15 protein-coding genes are annotated in these 15386 nt (G+C 19.2%); 1 reads left to right on the top strand and 14 read right to left on the bottom strand.

The window, feature by feature from the left end:
- Positions 1-19: 19 nt before the first annotated feature.
- The 11 genes from nrdA to priA all read right to left on the bottom strand — a co-directional run bounded on the left by nrdA (position 20) and on the right by priA (position 13635).
- Positions 20-2302 carry a class 1a ribonucleoside-diphosphate reductase subunit alpha gene (nrdA, locus tag GJT84_RS02205; protein ID WP_168867295.1) on the bottom strand — a complete coding sequence of 761 codons (2283 nt, stop codon included), beginning with the start codon at positions 2300-2302 and terminating at the stop codon, positions 20-22.
- Between the two features lie 531 nt (positions 2303-2833).
- On the bottom strand, positions 2834-3247 hold the full coding sequence (gene atpC / locus GJT84_RS02200) for an ATP synthase F1 subunit epsilon (RefSeq protein ID WP_168867294.1): 414 nt from the start codon (positions 3245-3247) through the stop codon (positions 2834-2836).
- Positions 3248-3269: 22 nt separating this feature from the next.
- Entirely contained in the window at positions 3270-4649 is a 1380-nt protein-coding gene (gene atpD / locus GJT84_RS02195) for a F0F1 ATP synthase subunit beta (protein WP_168867293.1), read from the bottom strand.
- A gap of 38 nt (positions 4650-4687) precedes the next feature.
- On the bottom strand, positions 4688-5563 hold the full coding sequence (gene atpG / locus GJT84_RS02190) for an ATP synthase F1 subunit gamma (protein ID WP_168867292.1): 876 nt from the start codon (positions 5561-5563) through the stop codon (positions 4688-4690).
- A gap of 23 nt (positions 5564-5586) precedes the next feature.
- Complete coding sequence (atpA, locus tag GJT84_RS02185) at positions 5587-7125, bottom strand: F0F1 ATP synthase subunit alpha (RefSeq protein ID WP_168867291.1); 1539 nt, start codon at positions 7123-7125, stop codon at positions 5587-5589.
- A gap of 15 nt (positions 7126-7140) precedes the next feature.
- A complete protein-coding gene (locus tag GJT84_RS02180; protein ID WP_168867290.1) occupies positions 7141-7668 on the bottom strand; it encodes a F0F1 ATP synthase subunit delta in 528 nt (175 codons plus the stop codon).
- Between the two features lie 21 nt (positions 7669-7689).
- Complete coding sequence (atpF, locus tag GJT84_RS02175; protein ID WP_168867289.1) at positions 7690-8166, bottom strand: F0F1 ATP synthase subunit B; 477 nt, start codon at positions 8164-8166, stop codon at positions 7690-7692.
- 37 nt (positions 8167-8203) lie between these two features.
- Complete coding sequence (atpE, locus tag GJT84_RS02170; RefSeq protein ID WP_168867288.1) at positions 8204-8446, bottom strand: F0F1 ATP synthase subunit C; 243 nt, start codon at positions 8444-8446, stop codon at positions 8204-8206.
- Between the two features lie 27 nt (positions 8447-8473).
- Entirely contained in the window at positions 8474-9316 is an 843-nt protein-coding gene (atpB, locus tag GJT84_RS02165; protein WP_168867287.1) for a F0F1 ATP synthase subunit A, read from the bottom strand.
- A 186-nt stretch (positions 9317-9502) separates the two neighbouring features.
- Positions 9503-11392, bottom strand: coding sequence for a tRNA uridine-5-carboxymethylaminomethyl(34) synthesis enzyme MnmG (mnmG, locus tag GJT84_RS02160; RefSeq protein ID WP_168867286.1), 1890 nt, complete (start codon positions 11390-11392; stop codon positions 9503-9505).
- Positions 11393-11451: 59 nt separating this feature from the next.
- A complete protein-coding gene (priA, locus tag GJT84_RS02155) occupies positions 11452-13635 on the bottom strand; it encodes a replication restart helicase PriA (RefSeq protein ID WP_168867285.1) in 2184 nt (727 codons plus the stop codon).
- A 124-nt stretch (positions 13636-13759) separates the two neighbouring features.
- On the opposite strand from priA, the gene rpmE reads away from it, so the two are divergent.
- A complete protein-coding gene (gene rpmE, locus GJT84_RS02150; protein WP_168867284.1) occupies positions 13760-13981 on the top strand; it encodes a 50S ribosomal protein L31 in 222 nt (73 codons plus the stop codon).
- 77 nt (positions 13982-14058) lie between these two features.
- Here rpmE and rpmG read toward each other — a convergent pair whose 3' ends face one another.
- From rpmG to grpE, 3 genes are all read right to left on the bottom strand, one after another.
- Positions 14059-14226, bottom strand: coding sequence for a 50S ribosomal protein L33 (gene rpmG, locus GJT84_RS02145; RefSeq protein WP_168867283.1), 168 nt, complete (start codon positions 14224-14226; stop codon positions 14059-14061).
- Between the two features lie 22 nt (positions 14227-14248).
- Positions 14249-14467, bottom strand: coding sequence for a 50S ribosomal protein L28 (gene rpmB, locus GJT84_RS02140; protein WP_168867282.1), 219 nt, complete (start codon positions 14465-14467; stop codon positions 14249-14251).
- A 119-nt stretch (positions 14468-14586) separates the two neighbouring features.
- Complete coding sequence (grpE, locus tag GJT84_RS02135; protein ID WP_168867281.1) at positions 14587-15231, bottom strand: nucleotide exchange factor GrpE; 645 nt, start codon at positions 15229-15231, stop codon at positions 14587-14589.
- Positions 15232-15386: the final 155 nt, after the last annotated feature.

The raw sequence follows: 15386 nt of genomic DNA, 5'->3' as shown, positions 1-15386 counted from the left end.
TACTAATTAATAAATTTTATTAAATTATACAAGATCCATAATAACAGATATTAGATTCTATGGAATTTAGATCATTTTGTCTATCTTTAGCTCCGTCTCTGGTATTTTGATAGTATAAAGTTTTTATTCCTAATTGATAAGCTTTTAATAAGTCTTGTAATAATTGTTGCATTGGTATTTTACCATTAATAAATTTTTTAGGATCATAGTTTATATTTGATGAAATTGATTGATCAATAAATTTTTGCATTAAACTGATTAAATTTAAATATCCACTATTATTAGGAATATTCCATAATAATTCATATTTTTCTTTTAATTTTTCATATTCAGGTATAACTTGCTTTAAAATTCCATTTTTTGATGTTTTTATACTTATATATCCTCTTGGTGGTTCAATTCCATTAGTTGCATTAGATATTTGAGATGAAGTTTCTGATGGCATTAAAGCAGATAATGTCGAATTACGTAAACCATATTTTTTAATTTTATTTCTTAATTTTTCCCAATTTAAATGTAAAGGTTCATTAGTAATATTATCAACTGATTTTTTATATGTATCAATAGGTAAAATTCCTTGTGAATAAGTAGTTTCTTTAAATAAAGGACAAGCACCTTCTTCTTTAGCTAAATTATTAGAAGCTTTTAAAAGATAATACTGAATAGCTTCAAAAGTTTTGTGTGTTAAATTATTTGCACTATTATCAGAATAACGAACATTATTTTTTGCTAAATAATAAGCAAAATTAATTACTCCTATTCCTAAAGATCTTCTCCCTAAAGCAGCATTTTTTGCTGCAGGAATAAGATATTCCTGATAATCTAATAAACAATTTAATGCTCTTACTATTAAATCTGATAATGTTTTTAATTCAGTTAAATCATTAATTATTCCTAAATTAAAAGCTGATAAAGTACATAATCCAATTTCTCCATTAGGATCATGAATATTATTTAATGGTTTAGTTGGGAGAGTAATTTCTAAACATAAATTAGATTGTCTAATTGGAGCTACACTAGAAATAAATGCAGAATGTGTATTACAATGATCAACATTTTGAATATATATTCTTCCGGTAGAAGTACGTTCTTGCATCATTAATGAAAATAAATTTATAGCAGTAATATTTTTTTTACGAATATTAGTATTTTTTTCATATTTTTTATAAAGGAATTCAAATTTTTCTTGATCTGAAAAAAAAGATTCATATAAATCTGGTACGTCTGAAGGACTAAATAATGTAATTATATCTCCATTAATTAAACGTTTATATAATAATTTATTCAATTGAACTGCATAATCTATATGACGAACTCTATTATCTTCTGTTCCTCTATTATTTTTTAATACTAATAAATTAGTAATTTCTAGATGCCATAATGGAAAAAATAATGTTCCAGCACCTCCTCTTACTCCACCTTGAGAACAAGATTTTATTGCTGTTTGAAAATGTTTATAAAAAGGAATACATCCTGTATGAAATGCTTCTCCATTTCTAATAGGACTACCTTCAGCACGAATACGTCCTGCATTAATACCTATTCCAGCTCTATGGGAAATGTATTTAATAATAGCACTTGTAGTTGCATTGATAGAATCAATATTATCATCACATTCAATTAAAATACATGAACTAAATTGTTTATTAGGAGTACGAACTCCAGACATAATAGGAGTAGGTAAAGAAATTTTAAATGTTGAAATAGCATTATAAAATTTTTTTATATAATCCATTCTTTTTGAATTATGATATTTAGCAAATAAACATGCAGATATTAGAATATATAAAAATTGAGCACTTTCATAAATTTTTCCTGTTACTCTATTTTGAATTAAATATTTTCCTTCTAATTGTTTAACTGCTGCATAAGAAAATTGCATATCACGATTATGATCAATAAATTTATCCATAATTTTAAATTCTTCTTTTGTATATACTTCTAAAAGAAATTTATCATATTTTTTTTGATATATCATTGATTTAACATGATTATATAATTGAGGTGGTTCAAATTGACCATAAGCTTTTTTTCTTAAATGAAAAATTACTAATCTTGCTGCCATATATTGATAATTAGGATTTTTTTCTGAAATAAGATCTGCTGTTGTTTTTATAATTATATCATGAATATTAGTAGTAGTAATATTATTATGAAATTGTGAATAAGATATTGATTGTACTTTAGATATAGATATATTTGTTAATCCTTTAGCAGCTCTATTAAGCATTTTACTAATTTTATTCAAATCTATAGATTCAATATTTCCGTTTTTTTTTATTACAAATAAATTATGATTCATATATTACCTATTGAAAATATTATTTTTTTATAATGAATAATTATCTATTCATAGATATGTAAATATTTTAAATATAAAAAAGATTTAAAAAAATAATATTTTAAACATAATAATTATATTTATAATACTATTATTGAAATAAATTATAAGTATGATTAATATTTTTTTTAATTAAATTTATATAATAACCTAATAATAATAAAATTATATTTTATATAAATAAAATAATAGTATTATAAATACTATATATTTATTATATGAATAATATTATTAATTTAAAATGAAAAATTTTAATAATTATTTTAAAATATATTTTTATATTAGATTCAATTTTATTAATAAAATATTTATATAATATAATTAAAATAATTTTTTTAATTAATTGAAATAATATTTTTAAAATTAAATATATATATTAATTATTTTTTTATATCTTCAAAAATTTAAAATATAAATAATTAATTTAATAAAAAATTATATAAAAAAATAAAAAATATTTTTATATTAAAATTAAATATATAGTAATTTAAATTATTGATTATTATTTTTTTTTATTAATTGAATTACTTTTAATTGAGCTATAATTTTAGATAATTCTCTTATAGCTACTATATTATTTTTATCAAAATGTATTTTTTTTTCTATTTGATATTTGTTTTGTAAAATTATTTTTTCATTTAAATCAGAACTTTTTATAGCAATATCTGCTAAAACATTAACTTGTTTTTTTTTAATTTCTAATATTCCTCCTGAAATATAAATATATTGATTATGTTGTTTTTGATTAATATATATAACTCCTGGTTTTATTAACGTTAATAAAGGTATATGACCAGGATATATACTTAAATCACCTTCTATTCCTGGTATTTTTATACTTTGTACTGAATCATTAAATATTTTTTTTTCTATACTAATTATATTTAAAAAATATTCTTTATACATAAATATTATCCAATAATATATATTAATTATTTTTAGATTTTTTTATTACTTCATCTATAGAACCTACCATATAAAAATTTTGTTCTGGTAAATGATCAAAATCACCATTAATAATTCCTGTAAAACCTTTTATAGTATCTTTTAAATTAACATATGTACCTTTAATGCCTGTAAACATTTCAGCTACAAAAAATGGTTGTGAAAAAAATTTTTGAATTTTTCTTGCACGAGAAATAATAAGTTTATCTTCATCAGACAATTCATCTATTCCTAAAATAGCAATTACATCTTTTAATTCTTGATAACGTTGTAATAAAGATTTTACATTTTGTGCTATATTATAGTGATCTTTACCAATAATTAATGGATCTAATTGACGACTAGTAGAATTTAATGGATCTATTGCTGGATATATACCTAAAGAAGCAATTTGTCTACTTAAAACTATAGTAGCATCTAAATGTGAAAATGTAGTAGCTGGTGATGGATCAGTTAAATCATCTGCTGGAACATAAATAGCTTGAATAGAAGTTATGGAACCATTCTTAGTAGAAGTAATTCTTTCTTGTAAAGCACCCATTTCTTCTGAAAGAGTAGGCTGATAACCTACTGCAGATGGAATTCTTCCTAATAAAGCAGAAACTTCGCTACCAGCTAAAGTATATCTATAAATATTATCAATAAATAATAATACATTATTTCCATCATCTCTAAATTTTTCTGATATAGTTAATCCTGTTAAAGCTACTCTTAATCTATTTCCTGGAGGTTCATTCATTTGTCCATATATTAAAGAAACTTTATCTATTATTTTAGATTCTAACATTTCTAGATAAAAATCATTTCCTTCTCTAGTTCTTTCTCCTACTCCAACAAAAACAGAATATCCAGAATGTTCAATTGCAATATTCCGAATTAATTCCATTATATTAACAGTTTTTCCTACTCCTGCACCACCAAATAATCCTATTTTACTTCCTTTAGAAAAAGGACAAATTAAATCAATAACTTTGATACCAGTTTCTAAAAATTCTAATGAATGAGATATATTAGTATATAAAGGAGGTTTTTGATGTATTTCTCTTCTTTCAAAAGATAAGGGTATCTCTCCTTTCATATCGATTGGTTCTCCTAAAACATTTAGCATACGTCCTAAAACACATTTTCCAACTGGAACTTTAATTCCATGATGTAAGTTAGTAACTTTTAATCCTCTTCGTAATCCTTCTGATGAACCCATTGCTAAAGTACGAACTACTCCATCTCCTAATTGTTGCTGTACTTCTAATATAATAGAAGTATTATTTATTTTTAAAGCATTATATATTTTAGGTATTTTATTATTAGGAAAATAAACATCTATTACAGGTCCAATAATTTGAATAACTTTTCCAAATATCATTTTATTCATTCCTTTAGTTAGTAAACAATGAACAATTATTATTGTATAGCAGATGCACCAGCAATAATTTCATTTAATTCTTGAGTAATATTTGATTGTCTAAGTTTATTATATAATAATTGTAAATCTTTAATAAAAATATCAGCGTTATCAGTAGCTGTTTTCATAGCTATCATTCTAGATGCATGTTCACCAGATAAATTTTCTAAAAAAAATTGGTAAATTTGGAATTTAATATAATTATTTAATATATAATCTATAATTTTTAAATTATTTGGTTCATAAATATAATTATTTTTTTTTATATTTTTTTCTTGTTTAGTAAAAAATAATGGTAATATTTGAAATATTATTGGTATTTGTACTAAAGTATTAACATATTTATTATAAACTATAAATAATTTATCAATTTGAAATGTTTTATATAAATTTAACATATCTATTATAATATTAATTATATTTAAAATAGTAATGTTTGTTATTTTAATATTAGTTATTTGTGATACTATTTGAATATTATTTTTTTTTAAAAAAAATAAACCTTTATAACCTATAACTGCTGATTTAATATTAATAGATTTTTTTTCCCATTTTTTAATATCATTTAATAATATTTTAAATAAATTATTATTTAAATTTCCACATAATCCTTTATCTGTTGTTATAACAATATAACCTATATTTTTTATAATTTTACGATCTTCTAAATATTGATGTTGAAAATTTATATTATCTTTAGATAAATAAATATTTTTTATTAATTCATATAATACAGAAATATATAATTGACTAGAAAACATTTTTTTTTGTGATTTACGCATTTTAAATACAGTAACCATTTCCATAGCTTTAGTAATTTTTTTTGTATTATTTATTCCTTCTATTTTATTTCGTATTTCTTTTATAAAATTCATTTGTTTTGCCTAAAAAAATTCTATTATTTAAAATTTGAAAAAAAATCATTAAAAATAAAATGTAGTTTATTTTCAATATCTTTATTATAAAGACAATTTTTATTAATTTTATATAAAATATTTTTAAAGTTTAAATTAGTATAATTAATTAAATTATATTCAAAATTTTTAATATTTTTTACATCTATTGTATCAATATATTTTTTATATATTGAAAATAATATAAGTACTTGATTTCCTATAGATAAAGGTTTGTATGGTTTTTGTTTTAAAATTTCTATGATTTTTTTTCCATTTATTAAATATTTTTTAGTTTTTTGATCTAATTCTGATGAAAATTGAGAAAATGCGGCTAATTCTCTATATTGGGCTAAAATTAACCTTATATTAGAAGATAATTTTTTTATAATATTATTTTGAGCAGTACTACCAACTCTAGAAACAGAAATTCCAGGATCTATAGCTGGTCTTATTCCATTATTAAATAAATTTGTATCTAAAAAAATTTGTCCATCAGTTATAGAAATTATATTTGTTGGTATAAAAGAAGAAATATCGCCAGCTTGAGTTTCTACTATAGGAAAAGCTGTTAAAGAACCTGTTTTACCTTTTATATTACCTTTAGTAAATTTTTCAACATAAATATTATTTACTCTAGAAGATCTTTCTAATAAACGAGAATGAATATAAAAAATATCTCCTGGAAATGCTTCTCTTCCAGGAGGACGTCTTAATAACAAAGATATTTGTCTATATGCAATAGATTGTTTGGATAAATCATCATATATGATTAAAGCATCTTCTCCTCTATCTCTAAAATATTCACCTATAGTACATCCAGCATATGGGACTAAATATTGTAATATGGCTGTATCAGATGCAGATGCAGTAATAATGATGGTATTTTTTAATACATCATGTAATTCTAGTATATTAATAATATTAGAAATAGTTGTTTGTTTTTGACCAATACCTACATATATACATTTTACATTAGTATTTTTTTGGTTTATGATTGTATCAATTGCAAGTGTAGTTTTTCCTGTTTGTCTATCTCCAATTATTAATTGTCTTTGTCCTTTACCAATAGGTATAATAGCATCAATAAATTTATATCCTGTTTGTAATGGTTCATTAACTGGACAACGATCAATTACAGATGGTGCTGATACTTCAATAGGAGATAAATATTCATAATCAATATCACCTTTACCATCAATAGGATTTCCTAATGTATCTATAATTCTTCCCATTAATTTTCTTCCTACTGGAATAGTAAGTTGATTTCCAGTACTTTTAACTTTCATTCCTTCTATTAAATGAGAATAAGATCCTAGTACTACAGCACCAACAAAATCTATTTCTAAATTTAAAGCTATAGCAAAAGTATTTTTTGGAAGAGAAATAATTTCTCCTTCTTTAATTTCTGAAAGTCCATATATTTTTATAATACCATCAGCAATAGAAATAATAATTCCTTCATTATAATATTTATTTAATACATTATAATCATTAATTTTCTTTTTTATTAATTCACTAATTTCTGTTGCTTGTAATTTCATTATATTATTTTTACCTTATTTTTGTAAAATTTTACTTATAGAATTAATTTTATTTTTTATACTATTATCTATAATTTTATCTCCTATAGAAATAATAATACCTCCAATTAAAAATTTATTGTTATTACTATAATTAACAATAATTTTTTTAGATAATTTTTTATTCATTAATATTTTAATTTTTAATAATTGTTTTATATCTAATTTATTATTAGATAATATATTTAGATTTATTTTATTACTATATTTCATATTTAAATAATTAAATTCTGTTAAAACTTTATCTAAAATAGATAAACGTTTATTTTTTGACATAATTTTAATTATATTTATAAAATGTGGATCTAATTTTTTATTAGATATTTTTATAAGAATATTAGATATATATTTATGATTATTAAAATATAAAAATTTTTTTATATAAAAATTTTTTACTACATTACTATAAAATTTTAGCATTTCTTTCCAATGTTTTATATTATTATTTTCTAAAGCAAAAGAAAATATTGCTTTAGCATATTGTAATGCAATATAATTTTTCATAAAATACATAATATACCTATATTATAATTTATTAATGAAATTATTGAATAAATTATTTTCATAATTTTTATTATGTTTTAATGTATCTTCAATAATTTTTTCAGCAATAGATATTGCTATTTTTACAGTTTCTTTTTTTAAAGATTCATGAGCTAATATATATTCATATTCTATTTTTTTTTTAGCTTCTTTAATTATTGTTTTATGTATTTTTTTACCTTCTATATATGCTTCAGTAATAATTTTATCACTTAATTTTTGTGCCTTTTTAATAATAGTTTTATATTCTTCATGTGCTTTATTTATTTTTAAATAAATATTATGTTCAGAAATAGCTATATCTTTTTTTGATTTATCTATAAATAATAATTTATTTTTAATTTCATTTTGTCTATTTTTAATAGCTAAAATAATTGGAGGCCAAATATAATACATACAAAATATAACAATTAAAATAAAAGTAATAATTTGTCCAATAATAGTTGCATTTATATTCATAATTTTATTTATATAATTTATTTTTTAAAAATTTAATTTAACTCAATACGACAAATATTATGTATAATCCTATTCCAACTGTAATCATTGGTATTGCATCTATTAAACCAACAACAATAAAAAATTGAGTTCTTAATATTGATACAATATCTGGTTGTCTAGCTGTACTTTCTAAAAATTTTCCTCCTAACCAACTAATACCTATAGATGCTCCTATTGCTGCTAAACCAATCATTATTGCAGCAGATAAATATATTAATTCTATATTTGCATTATGCATAATTAATAATTTCCTTTTTAATTTATATTATTTAATTTTTGAATTATTATTTTCTGATGTCATTGATATATAAACAATACTTAACATCATAAAAATAAAAGCTTGTAATAAAGATATAATAATATGTAAAATTGCCCATGGTACATTTAATATCCATTGACATGAAGATGGTATTAATGCACTTATTAAAATAAAAATTATACCTCCAGAATAAATATTTCCAAAAAGACGTAAACTTAAAGAAATAGGTTTTGATATTAATGTTGTAATTTCAATAATTAAATTAAATGGTATAAATATAAAATGATTAAAAGGATGTAAAGTAAATTCTTTTATAAAATTATAAAAATTTTTATTTTTTATACCATAAAAAATAATTAAAATAAAAATAACTATAGATATAGAAATAGTTGTATTTAAATCAGCAGATGGAACACTTCTTATTGTTGAAATATTAAATATTTTATTACTAATATATGGTATCAAATCTATTGGAATTAAATCCATACAATTCATTAAAAAAATCCATATAAAAAGTGTTAATGATAAAGGAGCTATAAGAATACTTTTTGTAGGATATATTTCTTTAATATTTTTATATATAAAATTAATAATTAATTCACAAGCTAATTGAAATTTTCCTGGTATAATACTATTATTAATTTTAGTCATTTTAATTTTACAAATATAAAAAAAAATTAAAAATAGCAATCCTAATATTAATGAAAAAAAAATAGAATCTAAATTTATAATCCAAAAAGAATTATGAACTTCTCCTGGTGGTATAATTTTAAATGTGTTTAAATCAAATTGTAAATGTTGTAAGTGATGTAAAATATAATTTTTTGATTCTAATGTTTTTTTAATCATGAATTTAATTACCTAATTATAATTATTTATTATTAATTTTTTATATTTTATTAGTTTTATTAATAAAGAAAAATTAATTATAATTTTTCAAACCATACTGTATAATTTAATATATAACAAGATCAAAAATATTTTTTCATAATTTTAATTATTACATTAATACTTAATTATATTTCAAAATAAAATTTATTTATTTTTAAAATATTTATTTTTTAATAAATAAATTAAAAGAATAGAGATATTAGAAGGAGTAATACCAGGTATTCTAGATGCTTGTCCTAAACTATAAGGTTTATAATACTGAAATTTATCAATTGCTTCATTAGATAATCCTTTAATATTTTCAAATTTTGTATTTTCAGGTATTATAGTATTTTCATTACGTTTTTGTTTATCAATATTTTCTTGTTGACGTAATATATATCCTTCATATTTTAATTCAGATTCAATGTAATTTATTATTTCTATATCTGTAATTCCTGGAGATAATATATCTAATTTAATTAAATTATTATAATTAATTTCTGGTCTTTTAAGTAAATTAATTCCATTAATCTCTTTTTTTAAAGTATTATTTGTTAGTTTATTAAACTTTAAACTCATTAAACTATTTGGTTTAATATAAATATTTTTTAATCTATTACGTTCTTTTTCTATATTTTCTAATTTTTGATTAAATAATTTCCAACGATACTTACCTACTAGTCCTAATTTATATCCTATTTCAGTTAATCTTATATCAGCATTATTTTCTCTTAAAAGCAACCTATATTCTGCTCTAGAAGTAAACATACGATATGGTTCTTTTGTTCCTAAAGTACATAAATCATCTACTAAAACACCTAAATATGCTTCATTTCTTAAAGGATACCAACTATTTTTATTATCAATTAAAAGAGATGCATTTATTCCAGCTAATAATCCTTGTGCAGCAGCTTCTTCATAACCAGTAGTTCCATTAATTTGTCCAGCTAAAAATAATCCTTTAATATATTTACTTTCCATTGTAGGTTTTAAACCTCTAGGATCATAAAAGCTATATTCAACAGCATATCCTGGACGAGTAATATGTGATTTTTCTAATCCTTTAATAGAACGAATAATTGATAATTGAACATTAAAAGGTAAACTTGTAGAAATTCCATTAGGATAAATTTCATTACTATATAAACCTTCTGGTTCTAAAAAAATTTGATGGGAGTCTCTTTGAGTAAATTTTATTACTTTATCTTCAATAGATGGACAATATCTTGGACCATTACTTTTAATTATTCCTTCATAAATTGGACTATAAATAATATTTTCTAATATAATTTTATGAGTATTTTTATTTGTATAAGTAATATAACAAGGTAATTGTTTTAAACAAGATTTATTATTTTTAATAAAAGAAAAAAATGGTAAAGGATAATCACCATATTGTATTTCTAAATTTTTAAAGTTAATACTTCTTTTATCAATACGTGGTGGTGTACCAGTTTTTAATCTACCTTCTTTTAAAGGTAATTCTTTTAAAAAATTAGATAATTCTATAGAAGAAAAATCATTAAGTCTACCACCAATAAATTGATGATTTAATCCTATATAAATTTTACCATTTAAAAAAGTTCCTGTTGTTAAAATAATACATCGTGCATAAAAAATATCATTATTTTTAGTTATTAATCCTATAATTTTATAATTTTTAATTATTATTTTTTTTACTTCCTGTTGAAAAATTAATAAATTATTTTGATTTTCTAATTTTTGTTTTATATATCTTTGATATAATCTTCTATCTGCTTGAGCTCTAGTAGCTCTTACAGCTGGTCCTTTACTTTTATTTAAAATTTTAAAATGTATTCCAGAATTATCAATAGCATGTCCCATTATTCCATTTAAAGCATCAATTTCTTTAACTAAATGTCCTTTTCCTAATCCTCCAATAGAAGGATTACAAGACATTTGACCTATTGTATCAATATTATTTGTTATTAAAAGAGTAAATTTACCCATTTTAGAACTAGAAATTGCGGCTTCTGTTCCAGCATGACCTCCTCCTATAACTATTACATCAAAATTATTAGTATATGTCATAAATTAATACCTTAGATTATTTAATATTTTATAAAATAAATTTAATAAAAATTTTAAATTTAATATTCTATAGGATCTACATCAATTATAAATTTAATTTTATTAAAATTAATAATTTTTTTCGCTATTTTCATAATATTTTTTATAATATAATGTAAATGATTTCTTGATAAATGTTGTAAAATTATTTGTTTACGAAAAAGAATTGTTTTTTTATTTTTTAATAAATTCATAGGTCCCATAATAAAAAAATTTTTATCATTAATATATTTATTTAAAAATATATCTTTTAATTTATTAAGGAATATTCTTATATAATTAATATTATATGATTCAGCTATTAATATTACATGATTACTAAAAGGAGGTAATAACATTAATTTCCTTTCTTTTAAAAGAAATTTTGCTAAATTATAATATCCTGAATAATTAATTAATTTATCAAAAAATTTATGTTGAATATAATTAGTTTGTATTATTATTTCTTTTTTTTTATATATTTTTAAATTATTTTTTAGTATTCTAAAAAAATATTGAGAAAAATATTCCATATCACGAAAATTTTTTGAAAAAAAAATATCATCTATGTTTATAAAAGCTATAAGAGTGATATTTAAAATACTATATCTATTTTGTATAAAAAATGGTGAATTTATAATTATAACTGATTTATTATATGTTTTATTGTCATATTCTAAAATATTATTTTTATCAACATATCTAATTAAAATAGAAGGAAATATTTTATTTAAATAATGCATTATTTGAGCTATTTCTATAATAATAACAGAAATAGAATGTGAATTACAATTTAGACAATATTTTATCATTAAAATTGTATTTTTACAAAAAGAACAATATAATTTTTTTTTCTTTTTATAAAAAATATAATTATTTTTACAAAAAGAACATTTAGCAATATAATAACATATATTACATAAAATAGTATTTACTTGTCCTATATTGTTAATACACAACATTATATTATTTTTATTATTTAAATTTTTTTGAATTTTTTTTAAAAGTACATTAGAAAAAATATTTTTAAATTTTTCATTATTTATATTTATTAAATTAAAATTATAATATTTATTATATAATATATTGATATATTTATCAGATAAAAATTTATATTTGCCAATATTTATATTATTTAATGTTTCTAGACTTAAAGTTGCAGAACCTAATATTATTGGAATATTTTCTGTTTTTGCTCTTAAAACAGCAATATCTCTTGTATTATATCTACATTTATTTATTTGTTTATATGCAATATCATGTTCTTCATTTACAATAATTAAACCTAAATTTAAAAAAGATGTTAATATAGAACAACTAGTTCCAATAATAATTGGTATATTTCCATTTTTTGTATTTTTCCAAATAAAAAAATTTTCTTTATTCGAAGTTTCAGAATTTAATAAGTATATAGAAACATTTAATTTCTTTAATAAAAATTTATAAATATATATAATATAATATATTCTAGGTACTAAAATTAATACTTGTTTTTTTTTATATAATATAATTCTTATTATATTTAAATATAAATCAATATTTTCAAAAAAAATTAAGCTTCCAGAAATTATCCAAGTAATAAAAATATTTATTTTATTATAAAATTTATTTAAAATATCATTTTTTTTTATAAAAATTTTTGAATTATAAAAAATATTTTGTTTATTTATAGTAGATGAATAGTATTTTTTTTTTTGTAAAAAACATAAGTTTTTTTTTTGTAAAGATATCATTATACTGTTTGTTAAGCCATAATAAGAAATTTTTTCATAATTTATTTTTATTTTTTTTAAAATATTTAATGCTATTATTTGTTTTAATGATTTTATTTTTTTAAAATTATTATTTAATAATTTTTTATTTAAAACCCAATATAAATTATAAAAAATATATTTAGAGTATACTTTCTCTCTTAAATAAATAGGAAGTGCTTGAAAAAGTATTACTCCAATAGAATATTGATAATATACAGCAATTTTATTAGCAATACTCCATATTGAAGTATTAAAAAGTGATTGTATATCTAAGATTTCTTTTAAAGATTTTAATTTATTTTGAGTAATATTTGTATTATTTTTAATATTAATAACAATTCCAATATATTCCTTATTTTTAATATAAACTATTACTCTACTTCCTAATACTACATTCATAGAATCTGGTAATAAATAATCAAATTTTTTATAAAGAATTTCATTATTAAGTACTATTTGAATTATTTTCATAAGATATAAAAACAAATTTATAAAAAAATATAATTTTTATTGTTGTATAAAAAATAATATTTATATACAATAAAATGAATAATAGATACAAAATTATATTTATAACATTAAATGGTAATATTAAATGAAAAAAAATATTCATCCTAAATATGATGATATCATAGCAAAGTGTTCTTGTGGTAATATAATACATACTAAATCGACATTAATAAATAAAAAAAAAATAAATTTAGATGTATGTAATTTATGTCATCCTTTTTATACTGGTAAACAAAGAATAATAGATACTAAAGGAAGAGTAGAACGTTTTAAAAAAAGATTTAAACATTCTAAAATATTAGGTTAAATATTCTTTATATTGAAGTATTAATTAATCAATAATATATTTTTATATAAAAAATATTACTGATTAATGATCATCAATTATTTAATTTTACTTTCCTTATATATTATATGTTTTCTTATAACAGGATCAAATTTTTTAAGTTTTAATTTTTTAGAATTAGATTTTTTATTTTTTGTAGTTGTATAAAAATGTCCTGTGCCAGCTGATGAAATTAATTTAATAATATTACGTGATTTTTTAGCCATAAATATAATCTCTAATTATAAATTAAAATAAATTTAATATGATTTTTTCTATACCTTTTTTATCTATAATACGTATTCCTTTTGTTGAAACACGTAAAGTAATAAATTTGTTTTTACTTCCTATCCAAAATTTATGATAATGTATATTAGGTAAAAATTTTCTTTTAGTTGCATTCATTGCATGTGAACGATTATTTCCTTTCATAGGTTTTTTACCTGTTATTTGACATATTTTAGACATATATAATCTTCCTTTTATAAACAAAAATTTAATATAAAATACATTATTAAATTTTTTAAATATGCCCAATAAAAATTTTTTAATATTATTTTTATAATGGGCATATAAATTTTTATATATTAATTAATATTATTTTTTTTTTTTGCAATAATAACCATTGCAGGTCTTAATAATCTATCATTTAAAGTATAACCTTTTTGCATAACTTTTATTATATAATTATCTTTTATTTCATTAGATTCTATAATAGACATAGCTTGATGTTTAGATGGATTAAAAGGAATGTTTATTTCATTTATAATATTTATTCCAAATTTTTTTATTGTATTTAATAATGATTTTAAAGTTAATTGAATACCTTCAATTATAGATTTTTCAATAGTAGTATTTTCTGAACTAATTTCTGCAGCTTTTTCTAAGCTATCAATTACAGGTAATAATTCATTAATAAATTTTTCTAATGAAAATTTATAAATTTTTTCTATATCTAATTGAGATCTACGTCTAATATTTTCTATTTCAGCTTGTGAACGGAGTTTAAGATCTCTTAAATTATATTCATAATTTTTTATTTTATTTTCTAATTCAAAAATACGAAGTTGATATAAACTATTTTGTTCTTGAATATTTTCTATAGAATTTTTATTTTCTATATTATTTTTTTCTGTATTTTTAATTATTGAATCTTGAATATTTTCAATTTTATCATCTTCTTTTTTTATATTATTTGTTTCAGAAATATCTAATGTTTTTTTGTTACTCATTTTTTTCTCCGTTTACATTATATTAGTTATAAATATATAATTTAATTAATGTAATTCAATTATAATCAAGTTTTTATAAAAAAGTTTTAATTAAATATTATTTAATAATTTTTAATATATATTTAATATTTAAAAATATTTTAATAGAAAATTAA

This window comes from Enterobacteriaceae endosymbiont of Plateumaris sericea (genome assembly GCF_012562605.1).
Taxonomy (GTDB): Bacteria; Pseudomonadota; Gammaproteobacteria; order Enterobacterales; family Enterobacteriaceae.
Note: the sequence above shows the minus strand (reverse complement) of the source record. Positions and strands in the feature narration are given on the sequence as shown.

What these genes read in the sequence shown, in the direction of transcription:
- nrdA (WP_168867295.1), bottom strand. Translation starts at nt 2,302, where the DNA reads ATGAATCATAATTTATTTGTAATAAAAAAAAACGGAAATATTGAATCT.
- atpC (WP_168867294.1), bottom strand. Translation starts at nt 3,247, where the DNA reads ATGTATAAAGAATATTTTTTAAATATAATTAGTATAGAAAAAAAAATA.
- atpD (WP_168867293.1), bottom strand. Translation starts at nt 4,649, where the DNA reads ATGATATTTGGAAAAGTTATTCAAATTATTGGACCTGTAATAGATGTT.
- atpG (WP_168867292.1), bottom strand. Translation starts at nt 5,563, where the DNA reads ATGAATTTTATAAAAGAAATACGAAATAAAATAGAAGGAATAAATAAT.
- atpA (WP_168867291.1), bottom strand. Translation starts at nt 7,125, where the DNA reads ATGAAATTACAAGCAACAGAAATTAGTGAATTAATAAAAAAGAAAATT.
- GJT84_RS02180 (WP_168867290.1), bottom strand. Translation starts at nt 7,668, where the DNA reads ATGAAAAATTATATTGCATTACAATATGCTAAAGCAATATTTTCTTTT.
- atpF (WP_168867289.1), bottom strand. Translation starts at nt 8,166, where the DNA reads ATGAATATAAATGCAACTATTATTGGACAAATTATTACTTTTATTTTA.
- atpE (WP_168867288.1), bottom strand. Translation starts at nt 8,446, where the DNA reads ATGCATAATGCAAATATAGAATTAATATATTTATCTGCTGCAATAATG.
- atpB (WP_168867287.1), bottom strand. Translation starts at nt 9,316, where the DNA reads ATGATTAAAAAAACATTAGAATCAAAAAATTATATTTTACATCACTTA.
- mnmG (WP_168867286.1), bottom strand. Translation starts at nt 11,392, where the DNA reads ATGACATATACTAATAATTTTGATGTAATAGTTATAGGAGGAGGTCAT.
- priA (WP_168867285.1), bottom strand. Translation starts at nt 13,635, where the DNA reads ATGAAAATAATTCAAATAGTACTTAATAATGAAATTCTTTATAAAAAA.
- rpmE (WP_168867284.1), top strand. Translation starts at nt 13,760, where the DNA reads ATGAAAAAAAATATTCATCCTAAATATGATGATATCATAGCAAAGTGT.
- rpmG (WP_168867283.1), bottom strand. Translation starts at nt 14,226, where the DNA reads ATGGCTAAAAAATCACGTAATATTATTAAATTAATTTCATCAGCTGGC.
- rpmB (WP_168867282.1), bottom strand. Translation starts at nt 14,467, where the DNA reads ATGTCTAAAATATGTCAAATAACAGGTAAAAAACCTATGAAAGGAAAT.
- grpE (WP_168867281.1), bottom strand. Translation starts at nt 15,231, where the DNA reads ATGAGTAACAAAAAAACATTAGATATTTCTGAAACAAATAATATAAAA.